The organism is Anabaena sp. UHCC 0204, from assembly GCF_009711975.1.
Lineage (GTDB): Bacteria > Cyanobacteriota > Cyanobacteriia > Cyanobacteriales > Nostocaceae > Dolichospermum.
Genome location: NZ_VIKW01000009.1, coordinates 21,949 through 41,624, shown reverse-complemented (window position 1 = coordinate 41,624; position 19,676 = coordinate 21,949). Strand labels below are relative to the sequence as shown.

At 34.9% G+C, this 19,676-nt stretch carries 19 protein-coding genes; 9 read left to right on the top strand and 10 right to left on the bottom strand.

What is annotated here, in order from left to right:
- Positions 1-97: 97 nt before the first annotated feature.
- The 5 genes from FJR04_RS09320 to FJR04_RS09300 form a co-directional block, all read right to left on the bottom strand.
- A complete protein-coding gene (locus FJR04_RS09320) occupies positions 98-313 on the bottom strand; it encodes a type II toxin-antitoxin system RelE/ParE family toxin (protein ID WP_168493915.1) in 216 nt (71 codons plus the stop codon).
- Positions 310-603 (bottom strand): hypothetical protein, encoded by a 294-nt coding sequence (locus FJR04_RS09315; protein ID WP_168493913.1) that lies wholly within the window; start codon positions 601-603, stop codon positions 310-312. Before FJR04_RS09315 ends, FJR04_RS09320 begins: the two co-directional genes overlap by 4 nt.
- A gap of 90 nt (positions 604-693) precedes the next feature.
- Positions 694-1,098 (bottom strand): PIN domain-containing protein, encoded by a 405-nt coding sequence (locus FJR04_RS09310; protein ID WP_168493911.1) that lies wholly within the window; start codon positions 1,096-1,098, stop codon positions 694-696.
- 4 nt (positions 1,099-1,102) lie between these two features.
- Positions 1,103-1,309, bottom strand: a complete 207-nt coding sequence (locus FJR04_RS09305; RefSeq protein WP_168493909.1) for a hypothetical protein — start codon at positions 1,307-1,309, stop codon at positions 1,103-1,105.
- A 305-nt stretch (positions 1,310-1,614) separates the two neighbouring features.
- Entirely contained in the window at positions 1,615-2,994 is a 1,380-nt protein-coding gene (locus FJR04_RS09300) for a hypothetical protein (RefSeq protein ID WP_371717563.1), read from the bottom strand.
- A 236-nt stretch (positions 2,995-3,230) separates the two neighbouring features.
- On the opposite strand from FJR04_RS09300, the gene FJR04_RS09295 reads away from it, so the two are divergent.
- Entirely contained in the window at positions 3,231-4,436 is a 1,206-nt protein-coding gene (locus FJR04_RS09295; RefSeq protein ID WP_174763524.1) for a histidine kinase, read from the top strand.
- A gap of 93 nt (positions 4,437-4,529) precedes the next feature.
- On the top strand, positions 4,530-4,790 hold the full coding sequence (locus tag FJR04_RS09290) for a chlororespiratory reduction protein 7 (protein WP_168493905.1): 261 nt from the start codon (positions 4,530-4,532) through the stop codon (positions 4,788-4,790).
- Between the two features lie 2 nt (positions 4,791-4,792).
- On the opposite strand, the gene FJR04_RS09285 is transcribed toward FJR04_RS09290, so the two are convergent.
- The 3 genes from FJR04_RS09285 to FJR04_RS09275 form a co-directional block, all read right to left on the bottom strand.
- Positions 4,793-5,248 carry a response regulator gene (locus FJR04_RS09285; RefSeq protein WP_168493903.1) on the bottom strand — a complete coding sequence of 152 codons (456 nt, stop codon included), beginning with the start codon at positions 5,246-5,248 and terminating at the stop codon, positions 4,793-4,795.
- 173 nt (positions 5,249-5,421) lie between these two features.
- Positions 5,422-7,665 carry an ATP-binding protein gene (locus FJR04_RS09280; RefSeq protein WP_168493901.1) on the bottom strand — a complete coding sequence of 748 codons (2,244 nt, stop codon included), beginning with the start codon at positions 7,663-7,665 and terminating at the stop codon, positions 5,422-5,424.
- A gap of 18 nt (positions 7,666-7,683) precedes the next feature.
- On the bottom strand, positions 7,684-8,586 hold the full coding sequence (locus tag FJR04_RS09275) for a cation diffusion facilitator family transporter (RefSeq protein ID WP_168493899.1): 903 nt from the start codon (positions 8,584-8,586) through the stop codon (positions 7,684-7,686).
- A gap of 413 nt (positions 8,587-8,999) precedes the next feature.
- Between FJR04_RS09275 and FJR04_RS09270 the strand changes: the two genes are divergently transcribed.
- From FJR04_RS09270 to FJR04_RS09245, 6 genes are all read left to right on the top strand, one after another.
- Positions 9,000-9,347, top strand: a complete 348-nt coding sequence (locus FJR04_RS09270) for a hypothetical protein (RefSeq protein ID WP_168493897.1) — start codon at positions 9,000-9,002, stop codon at positions 9,345-9,347.
- Positions 9,348-9,713: 366 nt separating this feature from the next.
- The gene (locus tag FJR04_RS09265; protein WP_168493895.1) at positions 9,714-12,140 is read left to right on the top strand and encodes a dynamin family protein; all 2,427 of its coding nucleotides are present in this window, start codon (positions 9,714-9,716) and stop codon (positions 12,138-12,140) included.
- A gap of 70 nt (positions 12,141-12,210) precedes the next feature.
- Positions 12,211-12,750: a hypothetical protein gene (locus FJR04_RS09260; protein WP_168493893.1), complete on the top strand. Its 540-nt coding sequence runs from the start codon at positions 12,211-12,213 to the stop codon at positions 12,748-12,750.
- Positions 12,751-13,281: 531 nt separating this feature from the next.
- Positions 13,282-13,920, top strand: coding sequence for a Uma2 family endonuclease (locus tag FJR04_RS09255; RefSeq protein WP_168493891.1), 639 nt, complete (start codon positions 13,282-13,284; stop codon positions 13,918-13,920).
- A 97-nt stretch (positions 13,921-14,017) separates the two neighbouring features.
- Positions 14,018-14,572 (top strand): Uma2 family endonuclease, encoded by a 555-nt coding sequence (locus tag FJR04_RS09250; RefSeq protein WP_168493889.1) that lies wholly within the window; start codon positions 14,018-14,020, stop codon positions 14,570-14,572.
- A gap of 174 nt (positions 14,573-14,746) precedes the next feature.
- Positions 14,747-15,961: an FIST N-terminal domain-containing protein gene (locus FJR04_RS09245; protein ID WP_168493887.1), complete on the top strand. Its 1,215-nt coding sequence runs from the start codon at positions 14,747-14,749 to the stop codon at positions 15,959-15,961.
- Positions 15,962-16,063: 102 nt separating this feature from the next.
- On the opposite strand, the gene FJR04_RS09240 is transcribed toward FJR04_RS09245, so the two are convergent.
- A complete protein-coding gene (locus tag FJR04_RS09240) occupies positions 16,064-17,167 on the bottom strand; it encodes a metallophosphoesterase (RefSeq protein WP_168493885.1) in 1,104 nt (367 codons plus the stop codon).
- Positions 17,168-17,315: 148 nt separating this feature from the next.
- On the opposite strand from FJR04_RS09240, the gene trmB reads away from it, so the two are divergent.
- Positions 17,316-17,966 (top strand): tRNA (guanosine(46)-N7)-methyltransferase TrmB, encoded by a 651-nt coding sequence (trmB, locus tag FJR04_RS09235; RefSeq protein WP_168493883.1) that lies wholly within the window; start codon positions 17,316-17,318, stop codon positions 17,964-17,966.
- 120 nt (positions 17,967-18,086) lie between these two features.
- On the opposite strand, the gene FJR04_RS09230 is transcribed toward trmB, so the two are convergent.
- Complete coding sequence (locus FJR04_RS09230) at positions 18,087-19,511, bottom strand: UbiA family prenyltransferase (RefSeq protein ID WP_168493881.1); 1,425 nt, start codon at positions 19,509-19,511, stop codon at positions 18,087-18,089.
- Positions 19,512-19,676 lie beyond the last annotated feature (165 nt).

Sequence of the window (19,676 nt, the reverse complement as noted above, 5' to 3'; positions counted from 1 at the left end):
AATAGAATTTCTACATATCATCGTTTGAAAATTGATTTTCTATATCTCTAGATTGATGAAAAATTCTGACAATTTCTAAACTTGCAGAATCTTGAGTCTAGAATATAATATATGGCTTAACAGGAAAGCTACGAAGTCCTGTTTCTAGTTCGTCTCTTTTTGTTCCCATATTAGGAAATTGAGCTAACATCGGAAATTTATCAAAAATTTGTGCGATTTTTTGGTCTGCTAATATTTCATTTTGTTGAGAGAGATAAATCCAAATATCTTCTAAATCTTTTTCTGCTAGTTTTGAAATCCGAAAGCGATTCATTCAGATATTTCTCCTTGTAAACGTTCCCGACCTCGTGCTTTAATTGAAGTTATGAGAGTAGATAAATTGTTTTCATCATATTCTGTGTATTCACCGTTTTGGAGTTGTTGAATACCTGCTGCTATATCCTGTTTTAAGGATTCAATATTTTGTGTTTTCTGGTATTCATTTTGTCGAGAATGTTGAATTTTTTCTACTAAGATTTGATATTCTTCTTGAGAAAGTGAAAGGATAATTTGAGCGAGAGAGTCAAGAAGTCGTGTATTAATTGTAGGAATGGGTTGGTTCATAAGGCAATAATGTTAGAAATTATGTTGATAGTTTTCATTCTAATTATTAACTATTAGTTAAGCATACTATGTACCGAATAACCAGATAAACTAACGAATAAAATTAATCTGACAAATATTAAGAGAAACAACAGGTTCAAACTCTTTACGATCTGAAGTAACTAAAATACCACTTTCTCGATTAGCCAGAGTTAATGCAAAACAATCTGCTAAAGAAATTCTTCTGATACTTGCCTTATAACCTCCTACCTGTGGCCAAAAACTGATAGTCAAATCATCTCGAATAACTAGCCCTAAAGATTGTACATCTTCAATAAGAGCATCTGCAATTGTATCTCCTCCCGTTCGCAGAAAATCATAATAAACTTCACATAAATTAATGCCATGAATCATGCAAATATATTGATTATCAGACAAATAGTTTTCTACAATTTCTGCCCCTATCTCATTTCTAAAAAAAGCAATTAAAGCACAAGCATCTAAAATAATATTCATCTTGCTAATTTTCTAAAGCAATCTCTGCCTGTTTCTTATCTGCAAAATCATCACTATTTGTAGCTAAATTAGAATACTTCCCTCGTAAGGAATGAACTCTAACTTGCTTAGTTTCCTTTTCTCTTCTTTTGCGGAGTGTTTCAAATAGAAAATCTTGATCTTCTTTTGACAAATTTGCTAATGAATTAATAATTTCTTGCAATGTTATCATAAAATCTCTGATAATGTAATCACTGACAAATTATAGCACAATCTCCCAGTTTCCAGCTTTCCGTTATTCCACTTTAGCGACAATCATTGGTTCTGTTGGGTTTCACTGTGTTCAACCCAACCCCCAACCTCCTCCCCGCAGGCGAGGAGGGGCTATGATGGTATTTAATGTAGGGGTAGCGCCCCCGTGCCTACCCCGGTATTTGGGGCAACCACAGGGGGTTTGCCCCAAATACTGGACGTATTTTTCTAAATCTTCAATTTGCGGTGCGGGTAGTATTTGGGGCAACCACAGGGGGTTTGCCCCTACTGGACGTATTTCTCTAAATCTTCAATTTGCGGTGCGGGTAGTTGGTTAAGAACTCGCCAAAGGATGGTGTAACTGCCATCTAGATGACTGCGAACGGGGCGGAAGGCGATGATGGTATCACTACTAGGAACTTGTGATAATTGCTGTTTAGCGCGGCTATTACGGCGGGTTATGGGTTGACGATTGAGAATTATGTCTGGAAGTTGGAATTGGAGCGATCGCACTAAATAGGTACGATTTAATTGGGCTTTTGCACCAGTTAAGATGACTTGTGATTGATTCCAGTTCTGATCTTTACCTGTCACAAAGCGGCGTTTATCTATTTGTAAAGATTCTAACTCTTTGGGCGGCTGGTAGTTGAGGAAAAAATCTCTTGTTGGCTTGTTGAGAACTGCCAGTTTCCCATCCAATTTTTCTAAAGCGAGATCACCGACATCAACAATAAAGCCATAATCTATATTTTCAGGAACTAATTGAAAGTTTTCGCCAACTACCTGAAGTGGTAAACTGGGAACAAAACTGCCTTTAGTCTCAACTCCCAAGGGAAAAGGATAGACGTTAATATTAGCTTCTAAACGATTCTGCACAACATTCGGCTGACGATGGTAAGCTGAATTAGGTAACACCTTAACCATACCTGTGTTAGGTAGTTCCAGAAAGTTAGCGTAAATTTTTTGTTCTGGGGAATTAGTGCGATCATTCAAGCGGTTTAATGCCGTAAAAGCTTGCTGCTGACTGGGAAATGCTCCTGGGGCTGTTTGCAAGAATTGAGTAGCAGTTTGGAGATGATTCAATGCTTCTATTGGTACTGCGATCGCCGGTTGCATTGGCGGTACATAATTAGCTATAGCTGTTTTTTGGGTTCTACCAATAATTGCTAAAGGAGGTGTAGTTAAATTTGGTTCTCTGTTATCAAGCGGTATTGCTGGTTTGTTCAAGTTAGGACGCACTACAGGAGCGATAGGAAGTACAGGATCTAATTGTCGTTCCCCGGAAACTAAGGGTAATTCTCTGACTAGAGTTATTTCCCCCCGTCGAGATAATAACCGATCTATGATTGGGCGTAGTTTAAACAATTCCTGACTAGACGCAAACAAAGAACAGTAAATTTGCGCTCTTGACTCATTGAACTGAATAGGTAAAGAAGAAAAATCTGAAAAATTCCCTTGGGAATTACATAATTTTTGAGAATTTGGGTACTGACGTTTGAGAAAACCCTCTATTTGAATAGTCTGGGTAATTAATTGTCCTCGTACAGATATCATTTTATTAGCATCTGGTGAGTTAAAAGCCTCTTCCATCCGGGCAATTAATCTTTTTTGCTGCTGGATTAACCGAGCAGTTGTAGTATAAAAACTATCCTCTGTTGACTGCAAATCCGGATTTTGACTTAGATCGGTCGGGGGCTGTAATTCCTGAGCTAGAAGCCTAATCGGTATAAAAGTAAGGGCAAAAGGCAGCAAGATTCCGAAAACAATTCCTTTCATATCAAAAACCTAGATCGGATTACGGTAGGAAGAATCTAAAATAGATATTAAATTAGAAAAAACAACGACCATCAACCAACGTCAGTCCATTTTACTTTCTGTAAAGCGTCGCCAGGTTGTTACCAGTGCTGAAACAAGATGTCATGCAAGTTTCCCAGGATCAGCCTATATATTCTGAAGCTCCACTCCAACTGTTGCTATTTGTAGATGGACGACCTAAGTCCCGTCAACAAGTGCAACGAATTCGCGCTTACTTAAAAGAATTAGAGACTGGGTATAGTTTTGAACTACAAATTATTGATGTTGGAGAACAACCCTATTTAGCCGAACACTTTAAGTTAGTAGCAACTCCTGCTTTAGTCAAGATTCATCCAGAACCCCAACAAACTATTGCTGGTACTAATATCATCCCGGAATTAAAAACTTGGTGGCCGCGCTGGCAAACTGCCATTGACACCTTTTTAAAATTACAGGAAGATTTACGAGAAGTTGAGGATGAAACCAGTCAGGTGATCTTGCCTAAATCTACCATTCATTCTGTTGCTACTTCGGCGGAATTGATTCAACTTGCAGATGAAATTTTTCGTCTGAAGCAAGAAAAAGAGAAACTTCAAGAACAGCTACTGTTTAAAGACAGAGTGATTGCGATTTTGGCGCATGATCTTCGTAATCCTCTCACAGCGGCAGCGATCGCTCTGGAAACTCTTCAATCTAATTACAATCCAGATATAGGAGCATTCCAACGCCTGAAACCAGGACTAGCTTTGCATCTATTAAAACAAGCTCGCACCCAAACACGGATCATTGATCGCATGATTGCTGATTTGTTACAAGTGGGACGCGGTGAGGATACGGAATTACCTATTACACCACAGAAGTTACAATTAGGAACACTGTGTTTAGAGGTATTAGAGGAATTGAGCGATCGCTACATTGCCAAATCTCAAACTATAGAAACAGATATTCCCCAAGATTTACCCTATGTGTATGTAGATCCAGAACGAATTCGGCAAGTGCTAACAAATCTTTTAGATAACGCCATCAAATATACACCTGTGGGTGGCATTATCAGTGTAGCGGGACTGCATCGCACTACACAAAAAATTCAATTTAGTATTGGTGATAGTGGTCCTGGTATTCCTGAAGAAAACCGCGATCGTATTTTTGAAAATCTTTTCCGTCTCCAACGTGATCAAAACACAGATGGATATGGAATTGGTCTTTGTTTATGTCAACGCATTATCCGCGTCCACTACGGTCAAATTTGGGTAGATTCATCTCCCCACGGTGGTGCATGGTTTCATTTTACTCTGCCAGTATATCCATCGTAGAGAATTGACAATTGACAATTGACAATTGACAATTGACAATTACCAACCCTTCGGCTACGCTCAGGGCAAGTCACCAATTACCAATTACCAAAAATGCCAAATCCATTAATGTATCAGCAGGATGATTTTGTTGTTTTAGAAACAAATCAACCAGAACAATTTCTCACAGCGGCTGAGTTATTAACAAAGTTAGAAAAAACTTTATCACAACTTTCTGATGAAGATTTACCACCAGATTTGCAAAAATTGGAGTCTGTTACCGAAAAAGCACAATATTTGCTCGATACAAGTTGTAATTTAGATGTTGGACCAGGACAATATTTACAGTGGTATGCAGTACGTTTGGAGAAATAAAATTATTTGTTAATAGGTTCAGGAAGAATTACAAGATCCAGCCAATAGTTAATGAAGCCTTGAATAGTGGCTATTAATCTTTTAATATCTATTGGTTTCAAAATATAACTAGCGACAGAATATTGATAACAAGCTTCAATATCTTTGGGGTTAGAAGAAGTAGTAAAGACAATTACAGGAATTGTTTTTAAATATTCATCCTCCTTGATTTCTTTTAATACTTCCCTACCATCTGTTCCTGGTAAATTTAAATCAAGTAAAATAATTGCCGGGAGAGGGAAAGAATTGAAATCTTGATAAATTCCGTTGCGATATAGATAATCTAGTGCATCATCACCATCAGTACAACGAAAAATGGGATTGACAACTGCTTGTTGTTGAACAACTCTAGAAAAAGCTTCAAAGTCTTCATCGCTATCTTCAATTACTAAAAAAGGTTTGGTATAGTTGCCAATCATTTATTATTGTTTTGATTTAGATTTGTATTATTAGTTTCTATTATACAAGTAATTTGTAATAGGTCATTATTAATTATTTTTTTTATAGAATTATGATTTAATAATTCTGAAAGTTTATTATATTAGCGTTGCTAGAATAATTAAAACAATATTAAGTTTTGAAAACCTTATGACTATTGTACTTCATCACCTTGCAATGTAAAATAGAAAGTAGTACCTTCACCATAAATTGATTCTACCCAAATTTTACCATCATGTTTTTCCAAAATTTTCTGAACAATTGTTAATCCTGCACCTGTTCCACCACCATATTTACTCGGTCCATGTAGTCTTTTAAAAATGCGAAAAATGGTATTAAAGTGTTTAGTTTTAATGCCAATACCGTTATCTTTGACGTAGAATTGTAATGGGTTAGTTTTTGGCAAATAACCAATTTCAATCCATTTTTCATCTTTATCATTGTATTTAATGGCATTAGCGATGAGATTATTAAATACTTCACTTATTTGTACGCGATCGCAATAAATTTTTGGTAAAGGTTCAGGAATCCGAATTTCAATTTTTTCCTGTTCAATCCGAGGACTTAACAAATCTAAAATGTTATCTAAAATTTTATTCAAATCTATTTGCTGCATAGATAAATCTATTCTCCCTAAGCGAGAGAAATGCAGCAGTGAATCAATTAGATCTTCCATGCGTTGAGTCAAACGAATTAATGTTCTTAATTTTGATTGGCCATCTTCATTGAGAGTTTCACCATAATCTTCAATTAAGAAATTAGAGTAATTATGAATTCCTCGCAATGGTTCTTTTAAATCATGGGAAGCAATATAAGCAAAAGCATCCAATTCATTATTACTGCGTTCTAAATCTCGATTTAATACTTCCAATTCATCTACTTTTCGCAGAACCACACCAATAATTGAATTTCTCAATTCTAAAGCTGCATTTATTTCACAGGATTTCCAAGGAAGTGACTTTAACTGAACTATTTCTTTCCAGAGTTCAAAAGATTTACGGGGTGATAGTGGTATCCCTTCATCTTCCATAATTTGTAATGGTTGATAAGGATTTCCTGCCCAATCTATCGTTTGTAACACTTCTGGACGAAACCATAAAATATAGTTTTTCTGACTTTTAGCAATAGAAACTACCAACAACCCACTAGCTAAATTCCGAAATTCTTCAGCAGGAGGATAAAATTGATATAGCGTATTAGTATAAAATATTGATTCTTGTAGATTTTGATTTATCCATGCTACCAGCTTTTGAATATCCTTTTGTTCAGGAGTATTGCCAATTGTAATATATTCTCCATCAAAACATATTGCTGCACCTTGGGCATTAACTAAATTAAGTATATTAATTTTGTGATTTATTAAACCATCAATAAAGTTTTTATCTATTGACATATATTCAATTAACTTAGATTGAATAGATGCTAAATGTATTTTATATTCACTATCTTGATTATCTTGTTTGTTTGCCAATTCTAAAGATGTCATCTGTCCCAAAATTTCGCAAGCACTACGAATTTCATAAGGTAGATATTTAGGTAATTGATGATGACAAGCAATTAAGCCCCAGAGTTTTTGATCCTTGACTAAGGAGATAGTTAAAGAAGCTGCAACACCCATATTATGTAAATATTGAATATGGCAAGGTGAAGCACTTCTTAACATCGAATTAGTTAAATCTGTGGGCTGATTTGTAATTGGATTATGGCAGGGAATAATTTCTATTGGTTTAGCATTAGCATCAGGTATTAATCTGGTATAGTTAGAAGTAAAGAGTTCTCTAGCTACGCGAGGAATATCGGATTCGGGATAATGTAGTCCTAGATAAGTTTCTAAACTGTCTAATTTATCTTCAGCAATTACATAACCATGTCCATCATCATCGAATTTATATAACATTACCCGATCAAATCCGGTAATTTTTCTGACTTCTTTAGCTAAAATTTGACAGATCAGAGGTGTACTATCAGCACCTTTTAATTTAGAAACAGCTAATTTTATTAAAGGATAAAATTTAAAAAACACCTTACTTTTATCTAAAAGAGTAGGTTCTAATTCTAGAATTAATATGTCTTGACTGCGATGAATAACTCCATCAAAATCTATATTTTCATCCCTGACGTTAATAGTAAATTCAATAGGATTACTAGATTGTAAATCCTGTTGAGATAAATAATCTAGAAATACATTAATTTGCTCCTGATCTATAAATTTACTTAAAGGCTGATTGAGTAAATCTTCTGGAGGAAAACCCAAAAAATGGGATGTATTGTTACTAACTTGTAAAATAGTTAATTCTGGTTCTTTTATGGCTAAAAAGACTCCATGAGGTTGAGTAAAGCCAATAAATTTTATGGGTTCTGGTGTATATTCGGAAATAGGTAAAAGGTGATTATTCATATTTTAATTTTTAATTATTTAAGTTTGTTGAGATTCAAAAGTAATATGTTCAGACTGATATGCAGGTGGTTCAACATGAATTAAAATCCTGACGGGACTAAAACGTTGTTCTAGTTGTTGTTCAACTTCTTCTGTAATGTGATGAGCCGTTTCTACATCTGGTGCATTAACAATTAAGTGCATTTCTATAAAAGCTTGACGACCAATGACACCACGAGAAGCGATATCATGACAGTTAATTACACCAGGGACAGAAACTGCGATCGCATGAATTGTTTCCGGAGCGATCGCCATTTGATCCACAAGCCAAGGTAAATTTTCCTTTAATACTGACCAACCACTCCAAAATACCAATAAAGCTACTGGGAAAGCTAGTGCCACATCTAACCATTGATAACCCAGCCAAACGCCAATCAAACCACCGATAACGGAGATTGTCACCCAAACATCACTCATGGTATGTGTAGCATCAGCAATTAAAATGGAACTACCTACCCGTCTCCCTACATTTCGTTCATAAAACGCTACAAAAATATTTACTCCTAAAACAATAAGTAATAACCACAATTCTGGAGGTGATATTCTTACAGGTTCACCACCTTTGAGAATTCTTTCGATTGCACCTTGCAGAATTTCAAAACAGGCTATTCCTAAAAATGCAGCAATACCCAAAGCACCTACCGCTTCAAATTTATTATGTCCATAAGGATGCTCCCGATCTGGTAAAGGTGAAGAAAACTTAATAGCAACTAATCCTAAGATATTATTGGCACTATCAGTCACACTATGTAAAGCATCAGCAAGCAAACTTAAAGAACCTGTCCAATAGCCCACAAGAGCTTTTAACCCCATCACAAATACGTTAAGTAACAGAGTAATAATTAAAACTCGTCTTACATCCGAGCGATTATCGTAAGTCATTATGTTTATAATTGTGATTTATGAAAAAAAAGGAATAGAGAACTTATTTTCTTTAACTCTTACTGTAACAACAATAAGTATTTATTTCTAAAAATAAATATATAGGAAATATCTAAAAAATTGCTAATTAAGAATTTATCTCTTTATCACTGAATCCGTTTAGTTTTTAGAAAATTGTAGGTTGGGTAGAACGAAGTGAAACCCAACAAAATCTCAGAAATGTTGGGTTGCGTTCCTTAACCCAACCTACGAAAAATAGATTTATCACCTGATAATAATCTAGATTTTATTGAGATTAATTATAATTAAAATCCAAAAATTCAGTTTTAGGAATCTTTGCAGAATTTAGAAAGATTGTAGAGAACATCTTCCGGTAATATAGATAATTACGAATAATTTTTAATAAGTAGCTTATGTCTTCTGTCCCTCTCACACTGAATTTAGTAGAAGGTTCTGTTTCCGTCAGTTTTTCACCCCAAGCAGCGCAAGAATTAAAAGCAGCAATAGATGAATTGATGAAAAGTCTCAAAGTTGTTGCTAGTAAAACTCCAGGTACAGGTAAAGTCAGTCCCCAACCCTCTTTAGAGTATCGTTACACTGGGGATGTATTTATAGAAATATTCTGCAATCCTAATATCTGGCCTACTCCTTTCGCAGCTAAAGTTTTATTAACAATTCGCAATATGGGTATTCGTCTGACAACCGAAGCAGAACTTACTCGCGTTATTGAGGATATTAACCAGTATTTAGAGCAATTTTAAATGAGGTGATAGGGAAGAAGCAGAATTTTTCCTAATAGACAACGACCGAATTTAAATATGCGTATCCTAGAAGCATTGTAGAGACGTTCCATGGAACGTCTCTACATTATCGGAGATGTCTAATCACCAATTATCAAAGTATGCGGTACGCTTGGAGAATTGACGCTCTCTTCCTTTGAAATGTAAGGGTGTTATTGCTTTAATGATCAAAGTTGACTAAACTTGTCACAAAATTGGGGTAGAGGTATTGTGAATATACTGGATTTTGCTTTGACTTGTTTTATTGTACATTCTAAGTATACTATGTAATAATATTTAGACATTGACCGACAAAACTAAACAAAACCAAGTATGGATTTTGGCAATATGAGTAACTCAGTATATAAGGTATTTGAAGAAATCGAGTTTAAAGCCAAGCTACTGGCTCAATACTGGAATAATTTTCACACGGAAATATCTCAGCATTTACCAGAGAGTTATCAGCCGGAAATTCAAGAACTATCTAACAACTTAGAAACAGCCTTAACTCAGCTAATTTACGAATTGCAAAATCCTACTCTTACCCTAGCCACAACAGGGACTACAAGTAGCGGTAAAAGCACTTTAGTAAATTTGCTATGTGGAGCAGAAATAGTCCCGGTTGCAGTGAGTGAAATGAGTGCTGGGGCTGTGACTATTGAGTACAGTAAAGACAAATCTCTGATCATTCACGAAACACCGGGAGCATTATGGGAGTGTGGAGAATGGAGAGGAATTAGTGACGATAAAATTTATCAACGTCTTTATCAAGCAATGATAAGTTATATCGAAAACAGAGAAACACAACCAAATTTAGCCTGTCCACAATCTACAATTTCTTACCCTTTTCGACTGTTAAAAGAATCTCAGTTACAATTACCAAAAGGAACAAGAGTCAGAATACTTGATTTACCTGGTTTAGCTTATGTGGGTGATCAAGGTAATGCTAATGTTATTAAACAATGTCGAGAGGCTTTATGTATAGTTACTTATAATAGTGCGGAAACAGATTCTCAGAAAGTAAAAAGTTTATTGCAAGAGGTTGTACAGCAGGTAAAAGATTTAGGTGGTTCTCCAGCGCGGATGCTTTTCGTACTAAATAAGATTGATGTTTTTAGAGCAGATAGAAGCTGGCCAGAATCAGAAACTCGGTTTGTTGAAAAAGCTATTCGTAGTATTAAAAATGAATTAACTGATCAATTAAGAGAATACACAGAAGAGATTGAAAATTTAAAAGTAGTTAAACTGAGTACATGGCCTGCTTTATTATCTTTGCAAATTCCAAATTATATTTATACTGCTGATGCTTGTAAAAAAGCGGATAACCATTTTAATGGATTAATTGAAGATATATTACAAGACTTGCCACGTAACACACAAAAATGGAATAGCCACGATAAAAATAGAGTTGCTGAGGCATTATGGCAGAAATCTTATGCAGAGGAATTTCATCATAATTTAAGGGAGCATATTAATAAACATTTTCCGCAGTTAGTAATTCCCCAAATGATAGATCGTTTTAATATTGCTGCTGGAAATCCAATCGCAGAATATGCAATACAAAAAACAAGAGCTATTCCTAATAGTTCGGAAGAACGCTATCAACAAGAATGTGAAAATATATTACACATCCGATCATCACTTGAGCATTTTTTACAAGACAGTAACACAAAGTTGAAGAAACCGTTTGAAGAACTAAATGCCAGTATAAAAAGAATAATAGCACAACAATCAGGTAATCGTCCAGATCCAGTGTCCCTTTTAAGAAAGAAGATTGAAGAACTCCAAAGTAAAGAACCTTATAATGAATTAAAAGAAAAATTATTTCCACTTCATTCATGGGAGTTTGAATTTAAAAAAGGCATAAACATAGTTTTGGATGCAGTAGCAAGGTCTTTAGAAACTGGCAAAGTAGACTTAGACAATCCGAATTTAAAAAAAGCAAAAGCTGAATATGTTAGTTTACTAGCAAGAAACTTAAACCGTTTGGTTAATTTAGGTTACACAAATTCTGTTGCTAAAGAAGGTAAAACAATAGAAGCAAGAACAGAAGAAGAAAAAAATAAACTCAAAGCAATCAATGAGGAATTAAATAACTTATCTATCCATCTGAACATTATCATAGAAGATGTGATAAAGCAAATAACTAAACAACAAATAGATAGAATTGAACACGCTGTATCTGAGTTGTTCCGGTGTAATTTATCCTATCTTGAAAAGGGAGCAAATGATATTGCACCTAATATGTTTTATTTTAAATTCCCTGAATCAAAACTTACTCAAGTTGATTGTAAACTTACATTTAGTTTCCACTTTAGAACAGAATTTGCTATTACACAAGGAACTTGGCAAGAAGAAATAAAAGTTGAAAGAAGAAAAAGAGTTTGGTATAAATTATGGTTAGGGAAAAAAACATTTTATGAGATAGAATATGAAAAACGATCTAGTGATAATGCTAAATTACCTAGTACAGAAGATTTACTAGGAGGTTGGATAATGCAGGCTAGAGAGCAAGAGCCAGAAAGATTCAATCAATTTGCAATTTGGATCATACAACGGATTGATTATCTAAAACAAGATGTAGATAAGATCCAGAATGATATTATTGACCGATATCAAGAAAGACTCAATAAAGCACACCAAGAAATTACTCTAAATTATGAAAAAGAAACAAACATCTGGAAAACAAACATCTGGCTACCTATGCAAGAAAAAGCTCAAGATTTAGCTGAAAAATCTTCTAGCTTAGAAAAATATTGGAAAGTGAATAATTAATTTTGAATGATAATATAATTAAACCTGAGAAAAGTTTTGGTAAGCCTGTTAATATGTGGAGAAGAATGATATGAAATTATATCTTGTAGTAATAGGATCTCTAATTGTAGCAACTTTGACGTATATAAAGTACATCAATAATAATACTAAAAATAAACGTAGAAAAAAAGCAAAATACGTTGCAGAAACTAAAGTATCACATAAATTATATCAAAAACAAAAAGATACTAGACCTGTGGCTTTATGTCTTATTGTACCAGCATTGCCAGCATTGGCATTAGAAAATGTCAGAAAAAATGATCAAATTAATTCTGAATATATAAAAGAACTCATAGATAATTCTTTATATTTTCTATGTACAGATGATACTTATGAAGCGAAGAAAATCTCAGAACTTCTAGAAACAACCGACGAAGAATATATAAATGTTAGCGAACAAAGAGAAGTTTATGTCAGTATTGAAATTGACAATGCTGAAGAAATGATTGGAAAGACAGTTCCATATATTTTAAAGAGAAATCTTCCTGTTAATGCACAAGGTGAGGTTAGAAAAATAGCTTGTCTGAAATATTTATCTGTATCTGGTTTAGAAAAATTTAACCGCATTTAAGGAGTATCTACAAAAGGGACTGGAAAACTGCATCTTCCTACTACGAAACCCGTCTAACTGACGCTTTAAACATCCAAAGACACGCGGTACATTTAGCCAACTTACCTCAAGCAGAAGTTCCCGAAAAATTGCGACAATTATCTATTGCCTTAAAAAGTAATATTATAGAAAGTGGGGGAAGATTTGCCAATAGCGTCATGTCATTCTGAACAGACTCCTAAAGTCTTGTTAACAATTCGCAATACAGGTATTCGTTTTACCAAATGAGCGAAACTTACTCGCGTTATTGAGGATACTAACCCGTATTTAAAGCAGTTTTAATCCTCTAAGTTAGAAATTTAATTTCAGAAGCTGACAAGTTGCAAAAGAAAAAGTTAAAATTAGATACAGCTATTTTAGAACTTGATAAAATAACTCAGAAATATAGTTTAGACGGATCTAATGTCCAAAAAGGAGAAAAAAGAAAGGTTGAGAAACCAGTATTAATTATTTCTGAATCTTTTACTTAATCACCTTACCAGCTTTCCTAATATGGTAACAATACAAATAAGGCAATTAACAGTACCACCAGGACATAGAATTATATTACACAATATTTCTTGGCAGGAATTTGAAGAAATATTAACAGAATTAGGAGAAAATCGTGCTAGTAGATTAGCTTATCATCAGGGGAATTTAGAAATTAAAATGCCGTTACCTAAGCATGAAGTAGCGAAAGTTATTATTGGAGATTTAGTTAAAATAATTCTAGAGGAATTAGAAATTGATTGTGAATGTTTTGGTTCAACCACCTTTAAACGTCAAGATATGAATAGTGGGATAGAACCAGATGACTCATTTTATATTCAAAATCATGTACAGATGATTGGTAAAGAAAAAATTGATTTAAATATTGATCCTCCTCCTGATTTAGTTATAGAAATTGATGTTACTTCCAAAACACAATTAGATGCTTATTTAGCTTTAGCAGTTCCCGAAGTATGGCGATATGAAAATGATAAATTGCAGATTAATATTTTGCAAAATGGTAAATATATAGAATCAGAAATTAGTCCTAATTTTCCTAATTTACCAATTTCAGAAATAATTCCCCAATTTGTTGAACAAAGTCGTATTCTTGGAAGAAGTCCCACTTTAAGGAAGTTTCGACAATGGGTAAAACAGCAATAACAAAAACCAGATCCCCGACTTCTTAAAGAAATCGGGCATTTGAATAAATATGCTATAATATTAAATCATCACAAATATCATTGGAGATGAAAATTATATGACTCTCACAATTGACACCTTAGAAAAAATAGAACAAATATTAAAAGATGATGATAAAGACTATCAAATAGAACTACAAGAAGGAAATATTTTAATTATGGGTCCATCGGATATAGAATCTAGTGAAATTGGTGCTGAATTGATTAGATTATTAGGTAATTGGATAAAACCTCGTAAATTAGGGCGAATATTTGACTCCAGTGGTGGGTTTATTATGCCGAATACTGATTTACGCGCTCCTGATGTTTCCTTTGTATCCGCCCAAAGATTAAAACGTACTGTGAGAGATTTTGGTAATTTAGTTCCTGATTTAGTAGTAGAAATTAAATCAAAAACTGATAGAGTTTCTAAATTAGAAGATAAACTCAAATTGTTTTTAGAATTAGGTGCAAAGGTAGGAATTTTAATTAATCCTGATGAATTAACTGTTACTGTTTATCGTCCTCATGAGAAAATTACATTATTAACAGAAGATGATAAATTAACCGTAGCTGAATTATTTCCTGGTTGGGAAATTGCTATTTCTGAATTATGGCCTCCTGTGTTTGAATAGGTGTTTATATGTACCTGAGCAAAATTAATTTAACATTTTTGGAACAAAGAAAAATCTCTGTATTCCTTATCTGTTCACTTTTCCCTGTTCACTGTTCCTTCTTCCCTAATCAACAAGTGACAAAGTTAGTTAAAATATTCAACTAACCTCGACACAGAAAGAAGCCGAAAACTCATGCCAGATCGAATGCAGTGGACAAACGCCCTATCAACTCGCCCTTCCTTAGAAGCGGCTATTAACGATGTTATAGAACAAGCTGTTGCATCATTAACAGCACCGGCGGATTTAGGGCTGGTATTCATTTCTTCGGCTTTTATGAGTGAGTATTCCCGACTTTTGCCTTTATTGGCAGAGAAACTTTCTGTACCTATATTGATTGGTTGTAGTGCTGGGGGTGTAATTGGGAAAAAACAGACAGGAGAAACTGAAGAAATAGAAGCAGAACCAGCCTTAAGTCTGACTTTAGCTCATCTTCCTGGTGTGGAGATCAAACCTTTTCATATTCTGGCAGAAGAATTGCCAGATTCGGATAGTTCCCCTACTGCTTGGATTGATTTAGTGGGTGTACCACCGTCACCAGTACCCCAGTTTATTTTATTGTCTAGTCCTTTTGCTTCAGGAACGAATGATTTATTGCAGGGCTTAGATTTTGCCTATCCTGGTTCGGTGGTTGTGGGGGGACAAGCCAGCAGCGGGTTTATGAATGGTCGGGTTGGGTTATTTTGTAATGATAAGTTGTATCGAGAAGGGACGGTAGGTATAGCGTTGAGTGGCAATATTGTATTAGATACTATTGTTGCCCAAGGATGTCGTCCCATTGGTGAACCGTTGCAAGTTACCAAAGCTGAAAGGAATATTATTGTTGAGTTGGATGAAAAAGTCCCCTTGGTGGTATTGCGGGATTTAATTAGTAGTTTGAGTGAAGAAGATAGAACTCTAGCACAGCATTCTTTGTTTGTGGGTTTAGCAATGGATGAGTTTAGGCTAAATTTACATTCGGGTGATTTTTTGATTCGCAATATTTTGGGAGTAGATCCTTCTGCTGGGGCGATCGCAATTGGCGATCGCATTCGTCCCGGACAAAGGTTACAATTTCATTTGCGGGATGCCAAAGCATCAGCAGAAGATTTAGAAATTTTACTGCAAGAATATCAAAATCAAAATGTCAGTGAACCTTCTCCTCTAGGGGCTTTAATGTTTACTTGTTTAGGCAGGGGAACAGGACTTTATGGCAAACCTAATTTTGATTCTCAACTATTTAGCAGCTATCTCCATGATGTGCCAATGGGTGGCTTTTTCTGCGGTGGTGAAATCGGTCCTGTAAGTGGCAGAACGTTCCTTCATGGTTATACTTCTGTTTTTGCCATTTGTCGTTCTTTAAGGGAATAGGAGTCAATTGTCAGTTGTCAGTTGTCAGTTGTTAGTAGAAAGAAAATCACCAATTACCAATCACCAACCCTTCGGCTACGCTCAGGGCAAGTCACCAATCACCTATTTACCAATCAAAAGCGTACTGTGGTTATCAATTAAAGCTGTTTTGCCATCATTAATGGCACTATATTCTTCAATGTAGCGACGGACATTGATAGGGAAGTGGGGATAGTCTAACATGGCATCACCATCAGCAATAGTCGCCCAAAAGTCCCGTAAACCGGGGGCTAGTGTTTGCGCTTGTGCTAGTGGTAAACTTAGTGGTGGTAAAGTTAATAATTTGATCAGGAAAGGATAAGAGCGATCGCCCATCCATTGTCGTGATAATGTTTGTAAATTGGGAAAATCTGGTACTGATTCAACTCGATGAGAGACAACTTGTAACCATTCTCTCCCCAATTCATCCCGATTAAATTCTAATACTCGATAAGGATGGGGATAGCTAACTAAAGAACCAGTAGTAATATCATATATTCCATCAGAACAAGCAACATCTTGAACGTGCAAATGTCCTGTAAATACTAACTTTACTCCATAACGTTGTAATAATTGACGGAGTTCAGCAGCATTTTCCAACATATAACGATTTGCCATCGGATGACGTGATTGATTCGGTAAATGTTCAACCACATTATGATGGATCATTACTAAAACTAATTCATCCTCAATGGCTGCTAATTGCTTTTCTAACCATTGGAATTGTTGACTATCTAACCGTCCTATTTGCTGACCTTGATCATTAAATGAGTTAGAATTAAGACCAATCAATCTTACTCCTGGGAATATTTGACGATTGTAATAATGTTGTTCAGGATTTTCATAACCAAACTTTTGGTAATAGCTAGGGAAATCTGCAAACGCAATTGATTGTTCATTGGCCATTAAAACAGGGACATCATGATTACCAGGAACAACATAAGATGGAAAAGGTAACTGAGATAACCTGTTTTTTAACCAAGTGTGGTTTGCTGATTCACCATGTTGGGTTAAATCTCCAGGGATCAACAGAAAATCTAAATCTAATTGTGTTAAATGTTCTAATACACTATCAAAAGCCGGAATACTCACTTCCACCAAATGAAACCGACTAGGATGATCCCAGATGGTTTGAGGAAGTGCAATGTGTAAGTCGCTAACGATAGCAAAACGAAAATTGAGTTTCATTGATTTAAGAAAATGTTAAAAATAAAGTTGCAAAGATTCTTTTTCTCAAAGTATAACTCTTACTATGTATACCTGTGTAGGAATATTTAGACTTAATAATATTTGTATACATTTGTTATGAATTGTTGTTTTTTAAGGAGAGTAAATTTTGTCACCTGTTCGAGTTCGTCAACACGTTAACCCCCTTGCGAGTAAGTTCCAAACCCCAACCGCTTCTCCAGACTGGGATCAGATTTATATCCAACCAAATCAACCTCTACATTTAGATATTGGTTGTGCTAGAGGTAGATTTGTCCTCAAAATGGCAGAAATAGAACCAAATTGGAATTTTTTAGGTTTAGAAATTCGAGAACCTTTAGTAATAGAAGCAAATAGAATCCGCGACGAAATGGGTTTAACAAATTTGCATTATGTATTTGCAAATGTGAATAATTCCCTAGATTCGTTATTATCAACTTTACCTTTAGGAAGATTACAAAGAATCACAATTCAATTTCCTGATCCTTGGTTTAAAAATCGTCATGCAAAACGTCGAGTAGTTCAACCAGAATTAGTGAAAGAATTAGAGAAATATTTAACAGTGGGTGGTGTTGTTTTCCTGCAATCGGATATAGAATTTGTAGCAGCAGAAATGTGCGATCGCTTTTATGAAAATCCCGCTTTTGAAAAGTTAGGAACAACAACATGGTTAGCAGAAAATCCCCTCTCTGTACCCACAGAAAGGGAAATAGCAACTCAGAAAAAAGGTGAACCTGTATATCGGGCTTTATTTAGAAAAAAAGAATTAGCAGGAGGTTAATTTTCTTTTTCACAGAAACAACTCATGTTTAAAAACATGAGATTTAAATAATTACACGGTTTTTTTTCGTGCTACGCATCTTTTTTTTGACTGAACTTTAAACTCAGCAACTACAGGTTCTTATCTGTTCCCTGTTCCCTGTTCCCTGTTCCCTGTTCCCTTCTTTAAATCATACCAACCATACCAATGCAGCACAGCTAACCATACCGCTGAAAGTAAAGCTGCAATACTCAAAGTCAAACCAGTGAAGGGAATTAATAAACCAAATACAGGTAACACAACTCCAGCAATAGTACAAATAATTGCTGCTAGAGAAACACGACGATTTGCACCTAAACCATAGGTTAAAGCTAGTAAAATTAAGGAAATTACCATCCAAGCTAATTCAGCATTAATTAACCGTGCCGTATAGGTTAAAGTTAGTAAACAAGCAAAGAAAATTCCGCCAGCAATAGTGACATTCTTTAAACTCATATTTATGGATAGATACAGAAGTAATATCCACCATAAAAACAAAGCAGGTGCTAACAATAATAACCTGGGAAGAATACCAGTTTTACCAATTGGTTTAGTGCTAGTAAAGACACCAAAAGGATTTTTCACAGAAACATTTTCGGCAAATGTCCAAGTAAATTGGGTACTTTGTCCATCAACTTTGATATTATTAGGAATAATCCCACTAGCAAAATCGGCATTATTAAAATTAGCGATCGCTACAAGCCGAAATTGGGAAAGTAACTGATTTGTAGCACTATAAACCCAACGTGGTCCACCTTGTGCTTGATAGGTAACTTTAAAAGTAGTTTCTTTCCCTGGTTCTAAACGGAAGGGAAAACTATAATTATCGTTATTTGTTTGTGGTAATCTTGTGCCATCACGTTCTAATTTATAACTAGCTAATAGTGAATAACCATTAGGAGGTGAAGCATCAAAGTAAAAATTATTGATATCACTCAATTGGTTAATAACTTTGTAATCAGCAGTGTAGTCTGTTTGATAAATAGAACTCCGATTTTGAACATCTACACTTTGATTAATTTTAACTTGAATTTGTGAACCAGCTAAAGCTAAATAACGAGTAACTTTTTGTTTATCATTAACTTTAACTATTTTGCCGTTAACTTGCGTGTTATAAACATAAGGTTCTTCGGTAATGTAACGGACTTGGGGCGCAAATTGTTCAAGTTTATCACCAGCTACAGTAGCAGCAACTTGTGCCACTTTTGCCTGTTCCCAATAATGGTAACGATTGCTTAAAGTTGAACACAGAAAAAAGCCCGTTACTAACAAAATTAAAATTAGAGCTAAATGCTGTAATCCCTGCAATAATTGGGAGTAACGAATTGACCATTGTCCAAAAAAAACCGCTTGTTCTGTCGGATATCTTCGCAGAGAAAAACTAATTAAAGCGATCGCCACACCCAAGGCTACAATTAAAAATACTAATAACAGTGAACCTTGGAGTAATTGAGAACCAAACTGCACCAATTCCTGGGGATGTGTTAAATCAGGTAAACCGGGAATACCTTTAGCGTCAAAAGACATAAATAGATATTTGGGTAAATTTTACACCTTGACAGATTTAATATCACAAAAGTTGCTAGTACCGCAGGGTAGAATTAAAAATTAATAATTAATAAAGCAGATTAAATAGGCTTTTCAAGTATTTTTAATAGTTGATTAACTTACTTTGTCTTGTGCTAGTAATAT

Excerpts from the sequence above, each read along its gene's own strand:
- FJR04_RS09270 (WP_168493897.1), top strand. The coding sequence starts at position 9,000 with ATGTCTTCTGTCCCTCTCACACTGAATTTAGTAGAAGGTTCTGTTTCC.
- FJR04_RS09320 (WP_168493915.1), bottom strand. The coding sequence starts at position 313 with ATGAATCGCTTTCGGATTTCAAAACTAGCAGAAAAAGATTTAGAAGAT.
- FJR04_RS09260 (WP_168493893.1), top strand. The coding sequence starts at position 12,211 with ATGAAATTATATCTTGTAGTAATAGGATCTCTAATTGTAGCAACTTTG.
- FJR04_RS09255 (WP_168493891.1), top strand. The coding sequence starts at position 13,282 with ATGGTAACAATACAAATAAGGCAATTAACAGTACCACCAGGACATAGA.
- FJR04_RS09275 (WP_168493899.1), bottom strand. The coding sequence starts at position 8,586 with ATGACTTACGATAATCGCTCGGATGTAAGACGAGTTTTAATTATTACT.
- FJR04_RS09280 (WP_168493901.1), bottom strand. The coding sequence starts at position 7,665 with ATGAATAATCACCTTTTACCTATTTCCGAATATACACCAGAACCCATA.
- FJR04_RS09250 (WP_168493889.1), top strand. The coding sequence starts at position 14,018 with ATGACTCTCACAATTGACACCTTAGAAAAAATAGAACAAATATTAAAA.
- FJR04_RS09315 (WP_168493913.1), bottom strand. The coding sequence starts at position 603 with ATGAACCAACCCATTCCTACAATTAATACACGACTTCTTGACTCTCTC.
- FJR04_RS09265 (WP_168493895.1), top strand. The coding sequence starts at position 9,714 with ATGAGTAACTCAGTATATAAGGTATTTGAAGAAATCGAGTTTAAAGCC.
- FJR04_RS09240 (WP_168493885.1), bottom strand. The coding sequence starts at position 17,167 with ATGAAACTCAATTTTCGTTTTGCTATCGTTAGCGACTTACACATTGCA.
- FJR04_RS09285 (WP_168493903.1), bottom strand. The coding sequence starts at position 5,248 with ATGATTGGCAACTATACCAAACCTTTTTTAGTAATTGAAGATAGCGAT.
- FJR04_RS09310 (WP_168493911.1), bottom strand. The coding sequence starts at position 1,098 with ATGAATATTATTTTAGATGCTTGTGCTTTAATTGCTTTTTTTAGAAAT.
- FJR04_RS09305 (WP_168493909.1), bottom strand. The coding sequence starts at position 1,309 with ATGATAACATTGCAAGAAATTATTAATTCATTAGCAAATTTGTCAAAA.
- FJR04_RS09290 (WP_168493905.1), top strand. The coding sequence starts at position 4,530 with ATGCCAAATCCATTAATGTATCAGCAGGATGATTTTGTTGTTTTAGAA.
- FJR04_RS09245 (WP_168493887.1), top strand. The coding sequence starts at position 14,747 with ATGCCAGATCGAATGCAGTGGACAAACGCCCTATCAACTCGCCCTTCC.
- FJR04_RS09230 (WP_168493881.1), bottom strand. The coding sequence starts at position 19,511 with ATGTCTTTTGACGCTAAAGGTATTCCCGGTTTACCTGATTTAACACAT.